This window comes from Sporosarcina sp. P26b (assembly GCF_002743245.1).
Taxonomy (GTDB): domain Bacteria; phylum Bacillota; class Bacilli; order Bacillales_A; family Planococcaceae; genus Sporosarcina; species Sporosarcina ureae_C.
This window is the reverse complement of the sequence record NZ_PDYW01000010.1, coordinates 1-20796: the sequence shown is the minus strand read 5'-3', so window position 1 is coordinate 20796 and position 20796 is coordinate 1. Positions and strand designations below refer to the sequence as shown.

Here is a 20796-nt window from a genome sequence, read left to right as displayed (position 1 = left end):
ACTTATTAGTAATCACTTGACAATTTTCGACAAAATACTTTTTAAATATTGCAACTATTCGCTGTTACTAAAAAGAGAGTATATGGAATACAGATCCCCATATACTCTCCCCTATTAAACTCAAGACTTTACAACGATACTATTACTTACCTGAAATATATGCCCACTTGAAGCTATAGTCCGCTCCGAATGGATGATCAACTAAGCCTTTGAAGTATGGCTTATGCAAGAAGATCAAACCACGTTGGTAAATTGGTGCAATTGCAGCGTCATCATCAAGTAGAATTTTCTCAGCTTGTGCGAATGCTTCATAACGCTCCTCAGGCTTAAGAGCCAATTCGCCTTTAGAATCTTCAATCAATTTATCGTACTCTGGATTAGAGTAAGACATCAAGTTATTTGTACCGTCTGTTACGAAAAGATCCAAGAATGAAATCGGATCCTGGAAGTCTGGTCCCCAACCTGATACTTGAATATCATAGTCTTGGTTGCCATCCAAATCCAAACGTACGGAGAATGGTACTTCTTTCAACGAAATTTTAAGTCCTTCTAGGTTACCTTCTAATTGAGACTTGAAGTACTCGTCCATTTTCTTAGAAAGTTCAGTGTCGCCACCAAGAATTTCTAGATCAAGAGATTCAACACCTAGTTCTTCAAGACCTTTTTTCCAATGATCTTGTGCTTCTTCCACATTGTACTCTAAGTGGTTGCCGCTTAAATCACGGAAGTCTTTTTCGTTTTCATCAAATGCAAAGTTTGTTGGTACTAAGAAGTTTGCAGCTAATGAACCGTTAGCTAGTACTACATCTACCATATCTTCCTTTTCGAAAGATTTAGCAATAGCTTTACGAATGTTTTCGTTCGCAAGTGGTGTTTCTTTACCATCACGCTCTTGGTTAAACTTGAAATAGAATACAGATGTTTCTGGTTGAATAACTGCTTCTTCATCATCACGGTATTGCATAGCTAGGTCACCAGAAACTCCGGCACGATCCAACTTACCATCTTGATAAAGTTTAATTGCAGTTGCAGAATCTTTTACAACGTTTACATGAATTTCATTAAGTTTAACGTTTTCTGCATCCCAGTAATGTTCGTTCTTAACATAAGTCCAGCTATCGCCTGTTCCATCCCATTTAGTTAAAACGAATGGTCCATTTGAAAGAAGGTTATCAGAGTTTGTTGCAAATGCATCCGCTTTAGAAGCTACAAACTCTTCTTTAAGTGGATAGAAAGTTCCGAATGACATAAGTGACAAGAAATATGGTACTGGACGCTCAAGTTTAACTTCAAACGTCTTCTCATCTATAGCTTTAACGCCAAGCTCAGATACTTCCATTTTTTCTTCAGAAATTGCTGTTGCGTTTTCTACTACACCAGACATCATGAATGGTCCGTAAGGTGAACCAGTTGCTGGATCAATTGCACGCTGCCAAGCATAAACGAAATCGTTAGCTGTTACAGGTGTTTCATCAGCCCACATTGCATCACGAAGTTTGAATGTATAAGTCAATCCATCTTCACTTACTTCTGCTTCTTCAGCAGCCATTGCAGGTTCTGCGATATTTTCTTGGTTTAAACGGTATAAACCTTCGTTGATATTATTCAACACGTTGAAGCCAACTGCGTCTTCTACGATTGATGAGTCAACAGATGGGATAGCAGCAGATTCAGCTAAGTATAATACTTGCTCAGCATCTGGCTCTCCTTCTTCGTCTTTGGCATGCTGTTTTTCTTCTGGTTCTTCAGTTGCCGCATCCTTGTCCTTGTCGTCCCCATCTGCTGCCGGCTTGTCTTCGTCTTTCGAACCGCCACATGCAGCTAAGAACATACTTAGCACTAATGTTAGTGCCATTAATAAAAGCCACTTATTGCTCTTCAAATTGTTGACCTCCCCTTCGGTGTTTTTGAAGTACTAACTTTTTCATTATACAAGAAAAACTTATGAATGTAAACGCTAACAACAATATTATCTTAATTTTAAACTATTATTGAAGATTCTACACATTCTTACTCATTTCTTGTATGATAGACAGTAGCTATCAACATTAATTAAGAAAAGAAGGACTTCTATGAAACGTAATAGTATTGTATTTCTCATATCGCAGCTGGTGATTATTATTTCTGCCTATTCAGTATACGGTAAAATCTCATTATTAGGCTATATTAATGCTTCCTTTTTCGTCAGTGGTCTTTTGTTATTCTTTGGTGGGCTTGTGTTTGTCGTCCGTACTGGCTTCTTCGACTTCTTCATGACGAGTTCACGTAAAGTGTTTGCTAGAAAAGGTCAAAGAGAAGCTATCGAATCTATGCGTGCTCCATCCGAAGTAATGTCGGCGAGTCCAGCTTGGTTCTTCATTGCAGGTATGCCAACTTTCATTTTAATGATTTTGGCGCTTATTTTATACTATCTATAAAAAAATCTCGGTACTTCCTTTATAGGAAATACCGAGATTTTTAATTTACTGATATATTTTATAACACAACGGTGATTACTTGCTATTTACTTCTATCGCATTTAAAAAAGCTTGATTATTTACGATCTTCTACCTCAAGTTTACTACCATCGTTGAATTTGATTTCCACTTCGAATTTTTCATAATCCGCTTGAAGATTAAAAGCTTCTAGTATACGATCAATTGTTTCTTACTGCGAGCTATCTTTTGTCACATCTAGGTTTTTCACTTTTGAATATACATCATCAAATGCTTCCTGACCTTTCAAATAAATTTCATTTAGTTCATCTTCTACTTTGGCTTTAATTGGTTCATTTTCATCTTGTTCAATTTCCGCTTCATACTCTTTGTCTTTTCCGTATGAAACGTCTAATTCAATTTCTTTAAATGATAGCTTGTCCATGTTGGCTTGCATATCTCCTGTTGCCGAGTCAGTCGAGGAATCTGTTGTAGTATCTGGTACAGCTCCATCAGTATTTTGATTTGTATCATCAGTAGCTGGTTCTAATGGTTGCTCTACCGGCGGATTAGCTGCATTAGAATTTTCTTCTACTTTATCATCTTTCGCATTCGTTCCACATCCCGCCAATGCAAGCGCCATGACTGATACCCCTGTTATTACTAAACGTTTCATAAAAATATTCCTCCTAGATGTCGTATTAACCCTAGTATTACCCTTTTTGCTACTTTCTAATCGGTTAGTTTTATTTAATGAAGGGTATGTTGGTAAGTAAAGGAGTGTTTTCGAATGAATAATCAGAATCCCTTAACCGCTAAAGAAGCAATTGATTCCATTGAGTCAGCTGTACATACGGAAAGTAGTTTGCGACGTGCGCACGCGACCGGAGTTGCATTTGATGCGACTTTTAAACCAACCGGTGCTGCAATGCCTTGGACAATAGCTACTCATCTACAGCAATCTGAAGTTCCTGCTGTTGTACGTTTTTCTCACAGTTCTACGAGCCCAAACCCGAATGAGCGATTGAATCCAATTAAAGGAATGGCAGTGCGCTTTCAATTATCTGATGGTACATTTACAAACTTGACTATGGTTAATATTCCAATCTTCATTAGTAAAACTCCAGAAGCCTTTATTCGTCTAATACAAGCATTTGATTCAAACAGTACATGGTCACAACGAATAGATGCTCTGATGCATGACACAGAGTACAAAGCATTTGCTTCCATTTTAAAAGAACTGAAACCGTATCGTAATTTCGAAACCCTTCATTACTATTCTATTCATGCGTACTTTTTGAAGAATATGGACTTTGATAGACAAGCCGTGCGATTTGAATGGCAACCTGTACCTCAAAATGACTTTGATACGGAAGGCAACTCTATGGAAAACGAACTCATTCATAAAGTAGAACAAGGACATCCTGTACGTTTTCGCTTACTTATGCAATTAGCTGAACAAGGAGATCAAACGAGTGACCCCACTATTGCCTGGCCAAATGACCGAAAGAAAATTGAGGCAGGAACTCTGACACTGAACTCTCTTCGTGCAGATAACGCAGAAGCCTTTGTTTTCGATCCAACAGTTACTATAGAAGGAATAGAATGCAGCGATGATCCGGTATTACTATTTCGCTCCGCTGCGTACGAGGAATCTGCCAAGCGACGTGGCGTAAATAATGAACTTTAATAAATCTCTAGAAAAACCTAAAGGAGCGGTTATAATGCTGAATTCATTTTTACTATTTTCACTAAACAAAATACATTATAAGCGTTAGCAAATTTTTTCTTGAAGAAAAGATAGGCTATAATCATCTAGAAAATCAAGTTCTTTCACTATCGCCAATACAAAGCTATGCTATCCTTGATTTTTTCATTATGTTTTTGTTAAACTATTGACGTGTCAATTCAATGGACGAATCAAACTCAATTTCCGATATGAATAAGAACGTGCTAGCTAAGCTGGCAGAAGGGGTTGACTACTTACTACAAGGAGCTGATGTGTATGACAACGGAAGAAGAAAAAACATTAAATACTATGGAAGAAGAGGAAACGGAAAAGGATTATTCCTTAGATCGTGTACCTCTAGAAGACCGTACTAAAAGTTGGCTAAGCATTACGAACATCACGTTCGGAATCGCGACTGCCATCTTTTACTTTCAAATGGGCAGCGTCATGGCTTTGCAATTCGGTGCACCAAACGCTATTGTGTCCGCAATCTATGCCATAATTGTAGCAGGCTTACTCGGTACCGTGATTGCCTACTTATCGGCTAAGTCCGGAATGAACGTGAATCTATTATCACGCGGAGGCGGGTTTGGTTATATTGGCTCATCGCTAACATCATTGATTTACGCCTCAAACTTCATTATGTATTGTGCATTTGAAGGACTAATTCTTGTATCGGCTGTGCACATTTTCATGCCTGACTTTCCAAAGTGGATTTTGATTGTCGTCTTTGGGACACTTGTCATTCCCTTGAATTGGTTCGGTATTGAGCAGCTAGACAAACTTCAAAAATGGTCTATGCCAGTTTTTCTTGTGTTTCTTGTTGCAGCTATTGTTTTATCATTTATTAAACCGGCTGTTTATACAGGTTCCGTGTTTTCGTACATGCCTGAAGGTGTCGAATTTGGTGGAACAGCATTATTGTTCTGTATCGGAATGCATAATGGAATCATGGGATTGACTGCTTTACTCGCATCAGATTATGCCCGTTTCTTAAAACCATCCGACCGAAAATTTGGTTCTATTGCAATCGGTTTCATTCCTCAAATTTTCTGTTACGGTGTAATGGGCGGACTTGGAATTTGGTTTGGCGTACGTTTCTTGGAAAAGGATCCCGGTGTATACATCGTACTATTGCTAGGTATTGGTGGAGCATTGTTTACGATGCTGACACAGTTACGAATTAATGTAACGAATATTTACAGCAGTTCCCTATCGCTATCAAATTTCTTCGAAAATGTATTCCGTTTCACACCGGGACGCAGATTCTGGGTAGTCGTCTCAGCTGTAAGTGCTATATTACTGATGCTTGGTGGAATCGTGGATCATCTAGATACGGTCATGACATTCCAGGGTGTTTTCCTATTTTCGTGGGCTGCTATTCTAGTGACGGATGCATTGGTCGTCAAAAAGTGGCTGAAAATTGGTCCGACCTATTATGTCGCTCGACAAGAGTACTTGTACAAATGGAACCCTGTCGGTGTCGCTTCATTACTAATAGCAAGTACGTTTGGCGCCGTTGCGGCGTCTGGTTATCTAGGTATATTCCTACAATCTACAGCTGCATTTGTCGCTGCTATACTGGCTGCTATACTGACAGTAATCATTGCCAAGTATACAAAAGGTAAATACTATTTAGTGCGTGAACCGAATGATATTACAGCAGATGATAAATTAAGTTAATAACTACAGTAATTCCCTACAAAGAAAAAATGCCTGAAAGATCGGTCAAGTCGATCCTTCAGGCATTTTTCATTCACTGTCTTCAGATAATCCCCTACGTTGGATGCTCCCCCACTCACGTTTACCACGCAGTGCACGTATAATTCCTTCAGCGCGCCAAACTAGCGTTAGCGGACGATACCAAAATACTTCAGTTAACGATAGCATTACTAAACGAAATAGATCTTGCACTTTCGGATAGGTATTACGGCTCCATGCTTCCAATAATACCGATGCCATTGAAAACAGGGATCCATATAGAATAAATAATAATCCTAAAATGCCCGCGAAGATCATATACACCTCTCCCATGAATAAAGAAAGCACAATGTACGCATAGCCAGCCAATTCAATTAATGGTCCAAGTAATTCAATGAATAAGAAATACGGAATCGATATCATACCTACTGAACCATACTTCGGATTGAATGCCATCTTTTTATGCAACCAAAGACTTTCAGCCAGTCCTTGATGCCAACGTCGGCGCTGTGTGCGTAGATCCTTGAAGTTATCAGGAGCTTCCGTCCAACAAACAGGATCCGGTGTAAAGACGATTTCTTTATCTTCTTTACGATCCGATATTTCCTCATGGAGCTTAACCACAAGTTCCATGTCCTCGCCGACTGTATTCTTGGCGTAACCACCTACTTGTAACACCCATTTTTTCGAAAAAACACTGAATGCACCCGATATGATTAATACTAGATTATATTTACTAAGCGCCATACGTCCCATTAGAAACGCACGCATATACTCTACAATTTGCATCATCACAATAGTTGAGCTTGGCAAGCCTTCTTTGACAACTTGCCCCATTTGGATTTCATATCCATTGGCAATCCGGACGTTGCCGCCTGTCGCAATAACTTCTTTATTAGACTCCATGATAGGCTTCATTACACGCAAGAGTGATGTGCGATCCAATATTGAATCCCCATCAATCGAACAGAAATATGGATACTTTGACACATTGATGCCTACATTTAAAGCATCCGCTTTTCCACCATTCACTTTCGTAATCAAAAGTAAATTGGGGTGCATATCAGATTGATAAATTGTTTCGATAGGCTGTGTTTCAATTTGCTGATTCACTACTTTTCGAATGGGTCTCATATTGAAATGCTCAATCACGATATCTTCGGTATTATCGGTAGAACCATCATTAACTACAAGTATCTCAAATTCAGGATACTGCAGTGCCAACAAAGAATAGATGTTACCAAGCACCCCCTCCTGCTCATTATAAGCAGGGACGATTACGGTTACAGGCTGTGTGTATATAAAATCTACTGCACCTTCATCCGATAAATTCTTCTGTAACTTTCGTTCTTTTCCTAACTGAGTGAATGCGATGATTAACATCGACGTATATGAGAAAATAACAGCCAACATATATACGAGCAATATATAGCCAACAAACGCAAAAACCGAGGAAGTAATTTCAGGTAAATTCATCTCATTACTCCTTTCCGAGCATCTCTTCAGCTACATCCACCGCGAACTCATCAGATGAAGTGGTAATGACAGAATAAAGTGCTTGTTGACCATTTTTTAATGATTTTATCGATTTTGCAGCTTGCGCGCGAACTGGATAAGTAGAATCCTTTATCAAGTGTTTAAGAACAGGCAATGCTTCTTCTGTAGGAGCAGAACGAAAAATCTTGGCAGTCATCAACCGTTCTTCCCAAACATCTGAATGTGAAAAACCTTCATATAATTTGAGCGCATCTGCGACTTCCAATTTAGCTATACTCTTTAACGCGCGGATCCGCAATTCTTGTGCCGGGCTATCCAGGCATTCATGTAACAGCGGAAGCCAATCGAGATAGTGACGAACACCTATAATTTCAATCAACGTCAATTGCAATACGTCAGGTAATTCGTTAAAGTCTTCAGCTAGTAAACTAATTTGTGTCTCATCCAATTCTAACAATAGCCTTTTATAATCAAACTCGCCTAGTGGGACTTTAGGGTGGATAAAATGTGCAATAAAATCAGTACGAGAAAACTTTATTATTATCTCGTAAATCAATAGATATTCTGCTTTTGGATAGATCTTTCTTTTGGCCAATACCTTGGAAACAGGATCCAGCATAAATGTTAAATTGAATAAACTGATCTTATTGAGTGCATTAATACGTACACCACTGCTCCGACTATGGAGATTCTTACTATAGTAGTCACTCATGTATAACGCTGCAAAAGTATTAACTTTTTTGTTGATTTCATCGGAAGAAAAATGGTAGCTAAAACGAAAAAACAATTCATCAATCGCTTCGAGTTCTAGTGGTCCGTTGGGCATAAGGACTTCAATCGGCATGCCATCTCCTAGTAAATATTCATACCAGTCATCTTTTCGAGCTTCGATATACTCTCTAATTCCTTTCTTGTTTTTCATTTCTTGCATTCTATAAAAAACGAGTAAAAAGAACATACCGAAAAGTATGATTAACAAGGTCACGATGACTAGTAACAATGAAACTAATAACTTATCCATAATAAATACGATTCAACACTTTCGTAATTTGCGCTTCAAATAAATGTGGATTAAAGGGTTTCGTTATATAATCATCAACACCATTTTCATAAGCAAAAATCATTTCTGCTTCACTTTTTCGCTTCGTCATCATAAATACATGGTATTTCTGAGAATTCGGTAATTCACGTAGTGTGTATAACACTTCTAAACCATTTTTTCTTGGAAGAATGTCATTCACAATAACTAAGTGAGTGTGAGACGATTGATACCAGTCAGATTCAATAAAGAATTGGCCGTCATGAAAAACGCGAATTTCCAGATCAAGTTGTTTTATCTTTACGCGCTCCACTAGTTTTTGTATAACCATCGTGACAACGGGATCTTCATCAATAATACTCACTCGCACACATTGTCTCTCCAATTTTTTAAGTGTGCGGTCTTTTATAAAAGGTGTATTCCCAGGTAGTTGTAAAGCACTGTTAACCGAATCATTCCCTATCTGTAATACTTCTTCAAGCGTGGCATCTCCATTACGAATTTCAATTACTGAAACACCTACCCGATACGAACGAGTTGATTCTGTACGGCGTAATCTATCAATAAAGACATCTGCCTCTTCTTCACCTGTATTAGCCATTAAAATAATATCCGGTTTACCTGTCGGGAAATTGAACAATAAATCAGAGTTACGTATTTGCTCGAGGAGGATCTTCTTAATTTCAGGACTTTCAGGACTTTTTACAAAGACTATAGTGAATACTTGCCGAAAACGTTTCGTATTCGCCATTTGCCAATAAAAGAGTTGCGGAAAGAGTGAAGCATCCAACATATTTAGTTCACTATTTTTGGTTTTCATACCGATTACACCTTTCTTCAGCTAATTTACTGTTAGAATTTCTTCGGGTAAGCCCATGAGTGTCAGCCGATCTTATAATGTTATTGCCCCTACTGTTATGATCCAATAACGGAATTCTTTTGCATCTTACGGACAACAAAACTTCCATTATAATGTACTTCACAACCCATTAAAACAGCGTTTTAAGGAATGATTTATAGTTTCAAATGCTTTCATTTTCACTATTTTTCCTATCATAGGTTTCATCCAAAATTTCTTCCATCATTGGGAAATATGTTAACCAGTAGAAAGCCGAGACATCTTTGGCAAAGTATTTATACACATTATGTATCCCCTGCCATTTCACAATTGGCTTTTTATCAAAATCTGCATAGTCTCCTGCAAAATAATATGTATTATTCTGTTCCTGGTGTAATACTGCAGGGAACGTTTCAGGTATGCCAGCCTCAAGTAAAACACTGCGTCCCTTTTCGGTTAAATCAAATTCATAAGTTGCCAATACATTCGTATTTTTAAACGGCTCGACTACATCAAACCAATAAAGATAATCAGATGAATACACTCTTGGAAACTTTTCTTTTCCGTCTTTTGTCAACTCAAAATGGGCAGCACTTTTATTTTCCTGTCCATCCAAGACAATCACTTCACCCGATGTATGGACAAATGTAAGGCCTGCACCCGAAAAGAACCACTCACTATTCATCTGCTCCTTATACCCATCAATAAGCCAATGGGGGACTTCTTCATTGCCCAAGTCAGTGAAATAGCGTCCAATCCAACCTGACCAGGTAATTCCTAGGTCATTTTGCATGATCGCACTCATTTCTTTACTGGTAGGTGATGCAAAACTATTAAACTCGGCAATCAACGTTGTGCTTTCATCCTTACTTGCCATTAATTCTCGCCACTCTAGCAGTTCCATTCCACCATATAAAAGTTCAGACCGTGAACCATCGGGCTTGTCCTTAAGATCGTCACTGAATACACCATAAGTATCTGCTACATAAATCATATCAAGTGGTCGGGTCCGGAACGGTTCCATAGCTATTTGATCAAATGGATCAAATCCATAATAATCGAGTTCGAGATCATAGAATTCTCCATCAGGACGTACAATTTTCTTTCCTTTTAATATATGGAATAAACCGTTATGCTCGCGATAATCCTTTTTGGCAACGGACTTATCAATTACTGCTATATCCATGATCTTTTCTTCTTTGAGTGTCCAATAAATTCGTGGCGACAAGACGAGTAAGATCAATACTAGTGCTATTACTATTTTTTTCACTATCTAGTCTCTCCTTTACTCTTGTCGACTGTTGTCTTACAACCGCAATTCTAGTATTATTATATCATCTATTATTCTTGTATACAATTAACATTTACATATCTTTAGTCTTAATATACTATATTCCTTTGCATAAATTATTGTATAATGAATATGTAGGACTATTAGATTACACCGTTCTACTTTATCTTATGTTTCTAAAGAAAGGTGACTACTATGTCGAAAAAAGTACGACTAATTTGGTTGGCGGCGATTTTATTGGTTCTATCAAACTTCATATGGTTAAAACCCATACTAACTATGCGCGTCGATCAACCAAAAGCCACTTGGTTGTGGCACACATCCCAAATAGTGGATAAGTCTGATTTACTCATTGGCTTTTTAGATCAAAAGAACGTATCTACTCTATATTTACAAGTCAACGCAGATATACCAGATGATGCATATCAACACTTTATTCAAAAAGCTAGTGAACATAATATTGAAGTACACGCTCTTGACGGTGCACCCCATTGGGCAACTGACCAAGATTCTGTACAAAGTTTCTTCCGTTGGGTTGAAAAGTATCAATCCATTTCGGATAAGACTGAACAATTCGCTGGTATTCATTTGGACATAGAGCCATACATACTGCCAACGTGGAATTCTAGTTTACAAAACACTATTGAGAGCTATCAGCAAAATATTCGATTTGCTGCGGGAGAATCTGCTCTTCTTGGACTGCACTTTGGAATCGATATACCATTTTGGTTTGATCAAACCTTCTATACGACTAACATGGGTGATGGCGTTCTATCTGAATGGCTAATCGACCAATCCGACAGCATAAATGTCATGGCCTACCGTAACAAGGCTAATGGCCGTAACGGAATAATCAGTTTAGCGCAAAGCGAAATGGATTATGCTAACGCTGCTGGTAAGCATGCACGCGTAGCAATAGAAACTAGTAAATCGTCTGAAGGTGATTACCTGTCGTTCTTTGGTAAGAGTAATACGTATATGGAGAATCAGTTAAAGGAAGTAGAGCGATCATTTAATCATTCTGAAGAATTCCATGGAATTGCCGTCCATTCATTAGAAAGCTGGATGAAACGAAAATAATAGTGGACCATACGAAGAAAAGCCGTCTCGTTTGGGAGACGGCTTTATATATAACGGCATATACACATTAAATTCAAGCTTTGTTATCTTGTTCATAGAAAACTGGTGGTACAGATCCAAACACTCTACGATGATATAACATAGGATCTTTGTTTTTCTCAACTTTTAGATCAACTACTTCACCAATAATAATGGTGTGGTCTCCCGCTTCAATCGTCTGGAAAGTCTTACATTCAAACACACCGAATGCGTCTTCAATAATCGGTAAACCATTATCCGACATTTCCCATTCACATGTAGAGAAACGATCCTCTACACGGCTTGCAAATGTACTACAAAGTTCCTTTTGATCTCCTGCAAGTACGTGTACAGCAAATTTACCGCCTTCAGTGAATGCTTTGATAGAAGAAACTCTGTGATCGATCGACCATAAGAGAAGCATAGGATCCAAGGATACAGAAGCAAACGAGTTTACTGTCAGTCCGACTGGTGTACCGTCTTCAGTTACTGCAGTAACCACTGTTACACCAGTGGGGTAATTCCCCATAATTTCTTTGAATAAATTCTGTTGTTCTTCTTTTTTCATAAAACATTCTCTCCTTTATTGATGAGCCATTTCGAGTAATTTATATAGTCCATTTCTCTGGAAATAGGCAAGTATATATATATCATAGCACTTCCACTATCTTTCTTCATTTTTCTCAACTTGTTATATGTTTTTCTTTCAGTTTATGCAACGTATTCATTTTGTATCATGCTACTTTAGCCAGTCACATTAAAGGTACTAAAGCTTTATTTTATATCTTACATGTTTATAAACACTAAATCCGGCTATTATAAACGTAGCAAGTCTATCAAACATTTCTAGGAGGATACGTATAATGAATTTAACTAATCTCAAGAAAAACAACTTATTCAAAGTGGGAGCAGCGGCAATTCTCTCTGTCGGCGTCCTCAGTGCATGCGGTGACGATGACCCGGTTATTGATGAAAATGATGATGTTGACGTTGAAGTAGATCAGCCAGCTGATGTTACACCAAATGATGATGCAGATATGGAGGAGCCTGAAGTAGATATGGAACCAGACGATGAAAACAAAGACTAATAAAAAACAGTAAATAATAGAAGCTCAAAACCCCTGAAATCAATTAAAGTATTTCAGAGGTTTTTTCTTCCTACTTATATTTAACTGAATATTTCGTTTGTTCAAAAGTTTTATTTACAAAAAGTTACATTATGTATAATCTCTAGACATTCATCACAACATGATATGTAGGAGTGCTATTGGTAAAATATGAAAGTCTTATACAAGGAGGAGAATAAAGTGACAGAACATAGACCGCATGAGGATACACAAAAAGGAATTAGTCGTAGAAATTTCATTAAAAATACCGGCTTAGTGGCGGGAGGTCTAGTTGGCGGATCATTATTCGGTGGTCTATTGACTAACCAGCTACAAAAACCAAATGCACCTATTAACTCAGAAAAAGAAGTCAGCCACTTATTAGAAGCACGTACATTCTTTAGTAATAGCGAAGATTTTCTTATCCTTTCTGCTGCTACTGAAAGGTTATTTCCTACCGACGATTTAGGACCAGGCGCTATTGAACTAGGTGTCCCCTACTTTATCGACCGACAGCTTGCTGGCGAATGGGGAATGAATGCAAAAGAATATATGAAAGGGCCGTTTTTGCAGACAGGTGTGGTAGACGCATATGAAAGCCAAGCAGATTCGACCCAAGACCAAGGTCCAAATGCCGAAACGCAAGTACCTACACCAGCCTTTAGATATCAGACACCTATGACAAGGGGAGATATTTTCATGGAAGGTGTACAAGCATTGGAACAAACCGCACAGGAGAAATTCAAAACGAACTTCCATAAGCTAGAGCCGAAACAGCAAGATGAGATTTTGCAGATGTTTGACGATGGTAAAGCGAAGATGAACGGTGTCGCTTCGACAACATTCTTTAATCTATTATTACAAACAACTATTGAAGGAGCTTATGCTGACCCCGTCTATGGTGGAAATCGCAATATGGAAGGCTGGAGGATGAAAGAATTCCCCGGTCCACGTATGAGCTATACCGCGGATATAGAAAAAGAAGACTTCATCGTAATGAAACCTGAAAGCTTACGAAATTATCAAGGTCATTAAAAACAGGAGGAACTCATATGGCAAAGAAATTAAAAAAGGTAGATGTAGTCGTAGTAGGAAGCGGCTGGGCAGGTGGAGTAGTTTCTGCAGAGCTGGCCAAGGCCGGATACCAGGTAGTAACACTTGAACGAGGTAAAAAACAAGATCGACAAGACTATATAGGAGTTAAAGACGAATTGCGTTATACAGATCGTTATGAAATGATGCAAAACTTATCTCCTGAAACGATTACTTCACGCGTGAAAATTGAAGATACCGCTCTCCCTGTCCGAACAAGAGCAGAAATGATGGCTGGTACCGATCTAGGTGGGGGTAGTGTTCACTGGGCAGGTGCTACATATCGCTGGAGAGCTATCGATTTTGAATTGCGTTCCAAAACTATTGAAAGGTATGGGAAAGAGAAAATTCCTGAAGGCATGACGATTCAAGACTGGGGTATTACATATGACGAAATGGAACCTTATTACGATAAGTGGGAGAAAACCGCTGGAATTTCAGGCGAGCCCGATCCACTTGGTGACAAGCGTTCAAGTGATTACCCTAACCCGCCTATGTTAGCATCACCGGCTGTAAAATTATTCAAAGAAACGACTGAGAGGATGGGTTATCACCCTTTCCAAGTCGCTGCCGGTAACTTATCACAAGCGTATACTAATCCAGATGGTGAAAAATTAAATGCATGTATGTTCTGCTCTTATTGTACGATGTACGGTTGTGATTTTACGGCTAAATCGGACCCATTGGCTACAGTTATTCCGACTGCACGCAAAACCGGAAACTGCGAAATCCGCACCAATTCTTTAGTACGTCGAGTTCTGCATAAAGACGGTAAGGCAACCGGTGTTATGTTTACTGATACACGTACAGGAATTGAATATGAGCAGCCAGCAGACGTTGTTGTATTAGGTGCATTTTCATTCACTAATAATCGTTTATTGATGCTTTCAGAAATCGGAACACAGTATGATCCAGCCACACGTAAAGGAACCATTGGTCGCAACTTTAACGGACAATTCAACATCACATTCCTTGGAGCTCGAGGCTTCTTTGAAAATAAAAAGTTTAATCTCTACATGGGGGCAGGTGCTCTGGGTGGTACGTTGAGTGACTTTGCTGGTGATAATTTTGATCACTCTAATGTAGACTTCATCAACGGTGGCGGTATCGAAATGCGTCAATACGGTGATGGGGCTATTTCTACAAACCACGTCCCAAGCGGCACACCAAAGTGGGGACCTGAGTTCAAGAAAAACTCAATCCATTATGCTAATCGTTCACTAGTCGCATGGTATACACCTGCTGTTATGTCATGGTGGCATAACTACGTAGATTTGGATCCAACATACAAAGATGAATACGGAGATCCCCTATTACGTATAACGAATCGTTACACAGACCACGATCGAAATATGGCGAAATTTGGAATCGAGAAATGTAGTGAAATCATGAAAGAAATGGGTGCCGATATCATTGACGAGGATGAAGTGCCTGAAGAGTTCGATCATATCTATTCAGGTGGACACTACGCAGGCGGAATTATTATGGGGGCGGATCCTGAAACATCTGCAGTGAATAACTACCTTCAAATGTGGGAGATGGACAACTTATTCGTAGTGGGTGGTTCCGCATTTCCTCAATTTGGTGGACATCATCCGACTTCAACCATTGGCGCATTGGCATATCGGGCAGCAGAAGGTGTAGAGAAGTATTTAAAAGAAGGTGGTCAGCTTGCAGAAGCCAAGCAAGAGACTTTAAACGCCTAACAAAACATCTGGTTCTATCGTCTATTTATGTACTTATTGAATTCAAATACTCAAAAATCCAGATTCGCAGGGCAACACTGCGAATCTGGATTTTTCTTTATCGTACATTAGAAGCGACAATTCCTAATCGATCACGTTCAATTGCACCCAACTTGTACATATGTTGACGGAAACAAGACATAACAAATGCGTGCATATTGGCTTGTGTAACGTAATAAACAAACCACGGAATGGAAGGGAGATAATCATGAATGGCAATGATTACTTCATTCGATCCCGGAATCTTTCGAAACTCCATTCTGCCACGTTCATTGGAATCAGGATCCATTAATAATCCACCCGTTATATAGTAAAGCGAGCGATCTTTTGTACTACGATCAGCAGAATAACTAAGTTCTAATAGTGTTCGATCGCCTAGAAAACCGATGCGACAGTTTAATTGGTCGTCTACTTCCGTCTTGACCCAAGGATTAAGGAAAGTAGAAAGCCACTTGACGTAATAACGTGCAGTCTCATCAGCTGTCCAGCTATGAGGCAACGCGATTCGTTGTACAGATCGTACATCCTGTTTAAGCGGCCCCATTGGTGATTTCTTTTTCGGTGTTTCTTTTTCTTTCGTTTCTGCTTCAAGCGCTTCTCTTGCCGCTTGAATAAATGGAATTTCACCGTCACTAATACCTTCCATATAATGCTTCGGATTCACGACCATTGGATGTTTCAAGCTTTCCACCAATGGATAGACAATTTCTTTCGGTGTTTGTGTCACGAGACGCAACCAAAGCCTTGATAGACTTAGCGAGAAGAATGGAACATCCAACATTCGTGAAGATTTCCCTGCTACTTCTGCAGTTTTCTCCATCATAACTTTATACGTCATAACCTCAGGACCACCTATATCGATAGATCGTTGCGCAGGTTCAAAGTCTAGTATTAATGAACTTAATGATTTCATCACATCATCGAGTGCGACGGGCTGTGTATCGGAACGTGTCCATTTAGGTAAAATCATTATCGGAAGCCGTCTAACTAGCTTCGACAAAATTGGGAATGAAGAACCTTTGGGGCCGACTATCAGCCCTGCACGTAATGCGGTGACAGGAACAGTATACGATCGCAAAATACGTTCCACTTCCAAACGGCTTTTTAAATGCCTGGATAAATCTTTTTCATCTTCATCTGGAATAATCCCACCCAAATAGACGATCTGCTTAATTCCTTGTTTTTTCGCGGCCTGTGCAAAATTATCTGCCAATATAACATCCATATCTTCAAAAGTTCCTTGAGATAGTTTCGCTGATTTCAACATAGAATGAACGAGATAAACCGCAACATCAGCACCTGCCAAAACCTTCTCCGCATCTTTCATAGAAAACAAATCACAAGAACGCCACTCTACATCTTCCGTATTCTGCCTCTGATCGCCATTGCGTGACAGACCAATAACTTTAGCTTTCCCTTTAAGTTTCTTCAATAGATTATTGCCGATATAACCACTCGCGCCAGCTACAGCTACGACCAATTTCTTCTCACCCATACAATCTCACCCTCTCTTGTACGTATACATTGAAAGTACCCATTCTAAGAGTTTTATAAGCCTATATATTTAATTAATACAACTTTTAAGCAGTAGTCTTTGCTTTTTTCATTAAAAGTATTTATAATGATATGAACGAGGAAAACTATATTTGTTTTTTAAGTTTTGTTTGATATGTATAAAGATAGGGGTCCGATAAATGAAAGCACGTATTATGAAAGCTTTCCTCGAAGAAATTCATGAGAAAAGTATGAAGTTCACAATGGATGATCTAGCGAAAAGACTGGGCATCAGTAAACGGACGTTATACGAAAATTTTTCTTCAAAAACGGAAATTTTAGATGCGATTATTGACTCGACATTACGAGAGTTTGACGAAAAAACCGATATCATCATGAAAGACAATGAACTACAACTTGTAGATAAGATCAAGAAAGTCATAACAGTTATTCCAAAGTATAATGATTTTTATAACTGGCAAATCCTCGATCAGATGAGAAAAACACATCCCGTACAATGGGAACGCGTCCACTCTGCACTTCATGAATGGGATGAACTACGCGAATTGATTGAACAAGGTATTCATGAAGGTATTATTGCCGATCAAAATATAGAGTTACTAATGAAATTGATTATAGATGCAACGAACTCCACTCTTGATCGAAAATTTTTCTACGAAAATCGCATGACCGTAACCGAAGCACTGGATTCTATTGTGGATATCCTGTTGTTCGGATTTATTAAGAAAAGTGACGACTAAAAAAACTAATAAAACACTAAAAGTTTTTCTGTTTTACAAAATATGAAAGCGAGATGGAATTATGAGCCTCCACGCATGTGAGGTAACGAATGAAAATTGGCAGGATGTTGCCTATTTATCTGTACACGAAAACCAAAAGAACTTTATTGAAAGCAATTCATTTTCACTAGCACAATCTCAATTTGAACCTGAATGGAAGTCTATTGGGTTATACGATGGAGAGGAACTAGTCGGCTATGCAATGCATGGACGTGAAGCAGATGGCAATGTATGGCTGGATCGCTTTATGATAGATCAGCATCATCAAGGGAAAGGCTATGCTAGCAGATTTCTTAAACTTCTACTAACCAGAATGGAAGAAAAGTATCAATGCAATAAGATCTACTTAAGTATTTATCCAAGTAATAAAGCCGCACAGCGTTTATACGAAAAGTTCGGTTTTAAGTTAAATGGAAAAATTGATGATGTAGGTGAATTCCCTTGCCTCATCATGGAACTTGATCTTCAAAGGAGTCCTTTGCAATGAATTCTTCTTCACCCAAATTCAATCAATTAGATACTGAGCCAGTAGGACGTATCTTTTTACGTTACTTGATACCTTCAACTGTCGGTATGTTACTAATGGCAATCAATATTGTGGCAGACGGCATCATGGTCGGTAATCGATTGGGTGCAGAAGCATTAGCGGGAGTCGGAATTTCGGCTCCCGTTTATACTATCTTTTTTGCTATTTCTTTATGGATTGGTATCGGTGCTGCTACAAAATATTCGATGGCTATGGGCGCTAAGGATACGCAAAAAGCCCGGTCGATCTTTACGCACGCTATTATTTCCATATTCTTATTTACTATTGTATTAGGTTTGACTGCCTTTATCTTTAGGGATCCACTAGCATACGCGCTTGGGGCCAATGCGACCACATTCCCTTATGTATCGCAATACTTATTTGTTATTTTATTATTTGGTTTTATCTTCACTGTAGAAAACACTTTTAGTATTTTCGTGCGAAATGATGGAGCACCGAACCTCTCAATGGCTGGTTTGATTGTGACGTCTGTCGTCAATATTATTTTGAACTACGTGTTCTTATTCATTTTAGACTACGGAGTCGCTGGTGCTGCATCAGCGACAATTATTGCTTCGTTTTTGGGTATGCTCGTACTAGTAACACACTTCTTTAGGCAGACCAATAACTTGAAACTGATTCGCTTGAAATTCAATAAAAAACTATTTCTAGCGATTCTATTCATTGGATTCCCAAGTTTCTTATCCGAATTGGGTATATCCTTCTTTACCATCACACATAATATTGCGTTCGAACGAATGGCTGGTACGGAAGGTGTTGCAGCGTTCTCTATTTTGAATTATGTGCACAGCGTCATGCTGATGCTATTCCTAGGAATGGGTGGTGCAATACAACCACTGATTAGTTATTATAGAGGTTCTGGCAACCGAGAAAGAATGAAGGAAACCGTTAAAAAGGCCACCCTCACTGTCGTCATTGCAGGTGCTGTATTTTTCCTCGTGGGACAGTTCGCAGCAGGCCCTATTGTATCGATTTTCGGAGTCTTCCCACAAGCCGTCAGAGATTTGGCCACTACCGGAATTAATTTATTCTTCATTGCCTATTTATTCACAGGTACGAACTTCGTGATGATGACGTATTATCAGTCAGTCGGTAATGTTCGGATGGCGACTTGGATCACCGCTTCTCGCGAAATTATTATTATGTTGATTTTCTTGATGATTTTACCACGCTTCTTTGGGCTAAATGGGATTTGGCTATCTATCCCTGCGTCTGAGTTTATCGTATTTGTTGGAGTATATTTATATCAACGAAACGCGACTCGTCATTCACTGAGTGGGTAACGTGATTACAGACAAAAGTTATAGTGCAGATCCTAAATGGATACTGCGCTATTTTGTTCCTTTCATAAATAATAGTGATATACTGAAAGAGCAACTGAATATCGTGTTAGAGATAGGTGCGTTTATTTTTCTTAAACGCTTAAAAGGGAAATCGGTGAAAAACCGATGCTGTCCCGCAACTGTGAGTTGGAGTATAATTCGTTACCACTGTTTCACCGCAAGGGAAATGGGAAGGTGAATTATACGTTGAAGACGAGCCAGGAGACCTGCCTAGATCAGTACACACCAATAACCTACGCGGATAGGAGGTGTCAAGTGCGGCTTATGAACAATCATACACAAGCCGACGTACGAAAAAACGGGATCAGGACATTCATTAGGTGGCTTCGATACAGCTTCTATCGATCCACTATATATGAATATCCGACTGAACCGTTTAATTCGTCATGGCTTCCCACTTAACATCCTTCCAGGCATTTACTCGGACGGATGTTTTTTTGTCGACGAACCACTACAAAACACGATGAGGAGAATGAATTATGAATAACCAAACAATCGATGATTTTACAAACTTATTAAAGGATACGCTGATGTCGGACCGAGTGAGCACTCACTCTACTCCACTCCCCTTAGTACTCAATGATGTGAAAAGACAGATTTCCGAAGATACTTCAAAAGATCAAACAGAAAAAGAACAGCAGCTTTATAATTTAGATAAAGCATATAAAACAGTAGTAAAAGAATTGGTTGGTAGTAACTAATAATAAATAGAGGCTGGGACAAAACCCTCCTTGAAATCGAAAAAGAACGGACCCATTGAAGTTTATGGGGTCCGTTCTTTTTTATATAGGATTTTTTAATTTTAGGAAGAAAAAAAGGATACCTTCTGATAAAATTTAGTCACCACAACAAAAAGTATCGGAGGTATCCTTATGTTTAAAGATTATAACATGAATCAACTGATTTTACCTTTAGATTTAGAAATCAGCTTACAAGAACATGATATTGCTTACGCTGTGCATGATCTAATTGAAAGCATACCTAATGAAGCTTTTGACGGTTTTTTGCGTGAGACAGGTTGCCCATCTTATCATCCACGTATGATGTTAAAGATCATTTTGT

At 38.8% G+C, this 20796-nt stretch carries 20 protein-coding genes and 1 riboswitch; of the genes, 12 read left to right on the top strand and 8 right to left on the bottom strand.

Annotated features, from left to right (window positions below):
- Positions 1–142: 142 nt before the first annotated feature.
- Positions 143–1882, bottom strand: a complete 1740-nt coding sequence (locus tag CSV69_RS10535; protein WP_099693386.1) for a peptide ABC transporter substrate-binding protein — start codon at positions 1880–1882, stop codon at positions 143–145.
- A 190-nt stretch (positions 1883–2072) separates the two neighbouring features.
- On the opposite strand from CSV69_RS10535, the gene CSV69_RS10530 reads away from it, so the two are divergent.
- Complete coding sequence (locus CSV69_RS10530) at positions 2073–2417, top strand: DUF3899 domain-containing protein (RefSeq protein ID WP_085427210.1); 345 nt, start codon at positions 2073–2075, stop codon at positions 2415–2417.
- A gap of 229 nt (positions 2418–2646) precedes the next feature.
- Here CSV69_RS10530 and CSV69_RS10525 read toward each other — a convergent pair whose 3' ends face one another.
- Positions 2647–3090 (bottom strand): YusW family protein, encoded by a 444-nt coding sequence (locus CSV69_RS10525; RefSeq protein WP_099693385.1) that lies wholly within the window; start codon positions 3088–3090, stop codon positions 2647–2649.
- Between the two features lie 114 nt (positions 3091–3204).
- Between CSV69_RS10525 and CSV69_RS10520 the strand changes: the two genes are divergently transcribed.
- Both CSV69_RS10520 and CSV69_RS10515 read left to right on the top strand, forming a co-directional pair.
- The gene (locus CSV69_RS10520) at positions 3205–4104 is read left to right on the top strand and encodes a catalase (RefSeq protein WP_085427212.1); all 900 of its coding nucleotides are present in this window, start codon (positions 3205–3207) and stop codon (positions 4102–4104) included.
- Between the two features lie 315 nt (positions 4105–4419).
- Complete coding sequence (locus CSV69_RS10515; protein ID WP_099625515.1) at positions 4420–5826, top strand: purine-cytosine permease family protein; 1407 nt, start codon at positions 4420–4422, stop codon at positions 5824–5826.
- 69 nt (positions 5827–5895) lie between these two features.
- Here the strand turns inward: CSV69_RS10515 and CSV69_RS10510 are convergent, their stop codons facing one another.
- The 4 genes from CSV69_RS10510 to CSV69_RS10495 all read right to left on the bottom strand — a co-directional run bounded on the left by CSV69_RS10510 (position 5896) and on the right by CSV69_RS10495 (position 10488).
- Positions 5896–7320 (bottom strand): glycosyltransferase family 2 protein, encoded by a 1425-nt coding sequence (locus tag CSV69_RS10510; RefSeq protein ID WP_085427214.1) that lies wholly within the window; start codon positions 7318–7320, stop codon positions 5896–5898.
- A 4-nt stretch (positions 7321–7324) separates the two neighbouring features.
- On the bottom strand, positions 7325–8362 hold the full coding sequence (locus CSV69_RS10505) for a HEAT repeat domain-containing protein (RefSeq protein ID WP_099693384.1): 1038 nt from the start codon (positions 8360–8362) through the stop codon (positions 7325–7327).
- On the bottom strand, positions 8355–9200 hold the full coding sequence (locus tag CSV69_RS10500; RefSeq protein WP_099693383.1) for a response regulator: 846 nt from the start codon (positions 9198–9200) through the stop codon (positions 8355–8357). Before CSV69_RS10500 ends, CSV69_RS10505 begins: the two co-directional genes overlap by 8 nt.
- Before the next feature lie 202 nt (positions 9201–9402).
- Positions 9403–10488 carry a hypothetical protein gene (locus CSV69_RS10495; RefSeq protein WP_099693382.1) on the bottom strand — a complete coding sequence of 362 codons (1086 nt, stop codon included), beginning with the start codon at positions 10486–10488 and terminating at the stop codon, positions 9403–9405.
- A gap of 216 nt (positions 10489–10704) precedes the next feature.
- On the opposite strand from CSV69_RS10495, the gene CSV69_RS10490 reads away from it, so the two are divergent.
- On the top strand, positions 10705–11589 hold the full coding sequence (locus CSV69_RS10490) for an amidase (protein WP_099693381.1): 885 nt from the start codon (positions 10705–10707) through the stop codon (positions 11587–11589).
- 73 nt (positions 11590–11662) lie between these two features.
- Here CSV69_RS10490 and CSV69_RS10485 read toward each other — a convergent pair whose 3' ends face one another.
- The gene (locus CSV69_RS10485) at positions 11663–12175 is read right to left on the bottom strand and encodes a flavin reductase family protein (protein ID WP_085427219.1); all 513 of its coding nucleotides are present in this window, start codon (positions 12173–12175) and stop codon (positions 11663–11665) included.
- A gap of 295 nt (positions 12176–12470) precedes the next feature.
- On the opposite strand from CSV69_RS10485, the gene CSV69_RS10480 reads away from it, so the two are divergent.
- The 3 genes from CSV69_RS10480 (at position 12471) to CSV69_RS10470 (ending at position 15511) form a co-directional block, all read left to right on the top strand.
- The gene (locus CSV69_RS10480) at positions 12471–12695 is read left to right on the top strand and encodes a hypothetical protein (protein ID WP_085427220.1); all 225 of its coding nucleotides are present in this window, start codon (positions 12471–12473) and stop codon (positions 12693–12695) included.
- A gap of 219 nt (positions 12696–12914) precedes the next feature.
- Complete coding sequence (locus CSV69_RS10475) at positions 12915–13748, top strand: gluconate 2-dehydrogenase subunit 3 family protein (protein ID WP_099625512.1); 834 nt, start codon at positions 12915–12917, stop codon at positions 13746–13748.
- 17 nt (positions 13749–13765) lie between these two features.
- Complete coding sequence (locus CSV69_RS10470; RefSeq protein ID WP_085427222.1) at positions 13766–15511, top strand: GMC family oxidoreductase; 1746 nt, start codon at positions 13766–13768, stop codon at positions 15509–15511.
- A gap of 97 nt (positions 15512–15608) precedes the next feature.
- Here CSV69_RS10470 and CSV69_RS10465 read toward each other — a convergent pair whose 3' ends face one another.
- Complete coding sequence (locus CSV69_RS10465) at positions 15609–17045, bottom strand: NAD(P)H-binding protein (protein ID WP_099693380.1); 1437 nt, start codon at positions 17043–17045, stop codon at positions 15609–15611.
- A 199-nt stretch (positions 17046–17244) separates the two neighbouring features.
- Between CSV69_RS10465 and CSV69_RS10460 the strand changes: the two genes are divergently transcribed.
- From CSV69_RS10460 to CSV69_RS10440, 5 genes are all read left to right on the top strand, one after another.
- Positions 17245–17805: a TetR/AcrR family transcriptional regulator gene (locus tag CSV69_RS10460; protein ID WP_085427224.1), complete on the top strand. Its 561-nt coding sequence runs from the start codon at positions 17245–17247 to the stop codon at positions 17803–17805.
- Between the two features lie 61 nt (positions 17806–17866).
- Positions 17867–18331 carry a GNAT family N-acetyltransferase gene (locus CSV69_RS10455; RefSeq protein WP_085427225.1) on the top strand — a complete coding sequence of 155 codons (465 nt, stop codon included), beginning with the start codon at positions 17867–17869 and terminating at the stop codon, positions 18329–18331.
- Positions 18328–19674, top strand: coding sequence for an MATE family efflux transporter (locus CSV69_RS10450; RefSeq protein ID WP_099693379.1), 1347 nt, complete (start codon positions 18328–18330; stop codon positions 19672–19674). Before CSV69_RS10455 ends, CSV69_RS10450 begins: the two co-directional genes overlap by 4 nt.
- 97 nt (positions 19675–19771) lie before the next feature.
- Positions 19772–19962: riboswitch (cobalamin riboswitch) on the top strand.
- Between the two features lie 251 nt (positions 19963–20213).
- A complete protein-coding gene (locus CSV69_RS10445; protein ID WP_099693378.1) occupies positions 20214–20435 on the top strand; it encodes a hypothetical protein in 222 nt (73 codons plus the stop codon).
- A gap of 171 nt (positions 20436–20606) precedes the next feature.
- Positions 20607–20796 (top strand): transposase (locus tag CSV69_RS10440; RefSeq protein ID WP_143560824.1); only part of this gene is annotated, 190 nt, incomplete at its 3' end.

What these genes read in the sequence shown, in the direction of transcription:
- CSV69_RS10460 (WP_085427224.1), top strand. Translation starts at nt 17,245, where the DNA reads ATGAAAGCACGTATTATGAAAGCTTTCCTCGAAGAAATTCATGAGAAA.
- CSV69_RS10470 (WP_085427222.1), top strand. Translation starts at nt 13,766, where the DNA reads ATGGCAAAGAAATTAAAAAAGGTAGATGTAGTCGTAGTAGGAAGCGGC.
- CSV69_RS10530 (WP_085427210.1), top strand. Translation starts at nt 2,073, where the DNA reads ATGAAACGTAATAGTATTGTATTTCTCATATCGCAGCTGGTGATTATT.
- CSV69_RS10525 (WP_099693385.1), bottom strand. Translation starts at nt 3,090, where the DNA reads ATGAAACGTTTAGTAATAACAGGGGTATCAGTCATGGCGCTTGCATTG.
- CSV69_RS10500 (WP_099693383.1), bottom strand. Translation starts at nt 9,200, where the DNA reads ATGAAAACCAAAAATAGTGAACTAAATATGTTGGATGCTTCACTCTTT.
- CSV69_RS10450 (WP_099693379.1), top strand. Translation starts at nt 18,328, where the DNA reads ATGAATTCTTCTTCACCCAAATTCAATCAATTAGATACTGAGCCAGTA.
- CSV69_RS10455 (WP_085427225.1), top strand. Translation starts at nt 17,867, where the DNA reads ATGAGCCTCCACGCATGTGAGGTAACGAATGAAAATTGGCAGGATGTT.
- CSV69_RS10445 (WP_099693378.1), top strand. Translation starts at nt 20,214, where the DNA reads ATGAATAACCAAACAATCGATGATTTTACAAACTTATTAAAGGATACG.
- CSV69_RS10515 (WP_099625515.1), top strand. Translation starts at nt 4,420, where the DNA reads ATGACAACGGAAGAAGAAAAAACATTAAATACTATGGAAGAAGAGGAA.
- CSV69_RS10465 (WP_099693380.1), bottom strand. Translation starts at nt 17,045, where the DNA reads ATGGGTGAGAAGAAATTGGTCGTAGCTGTAGCTGGCGCGAGTGGTTAT.
- CSV69_RS10505 (WP_099693384.1), bottom strand. Translation starts at nt 8,362, where the DNA reads ATGGATAAGTTATTAGTTTCATTGTTACTAGTCATCGTGACCTTGTTA.
- CSV69_RS10510 (WP_085427214.1), bottom strand. Translation starts at nt 7,320, where the DNA reads ATGAATTTACCTGAAATTACTTCCTCGGTTTTTGCGTTTGTTGGCTAT.
- CSV69_RS10485 (WP_085427219.1), bottom strand. Translation starts at nt 12,175, where the DNA reads ATGAAAAAAGAAGAACAACAGAATTTATTCAAAGAAATTATGGGGAAT.
- CSV69_RS10490 (WP_099693381.1), top strand. Translation starts at nt 10,705, where the DNA reads ATGTCGAAAAAAGTACGACTAATTTGGTTGGCGGCGATTTTATTGGTT.
- CSV69_RS10520 (WP_085427212.1), top strand. Translation starts at nt 3,205, where the DNA reads ATGAATAATCAGAATCCCTTAACCGCTAAAGAAGCAATTGATTCCATT.
- CSV69_RS10480 (WP_085427220.1), top strand. Translation starts at nt 12,471, where the DNA reads ATGAATTTAACTAATCTCAAGAAAAACAACTTATTCAAAGTGGGAGCA.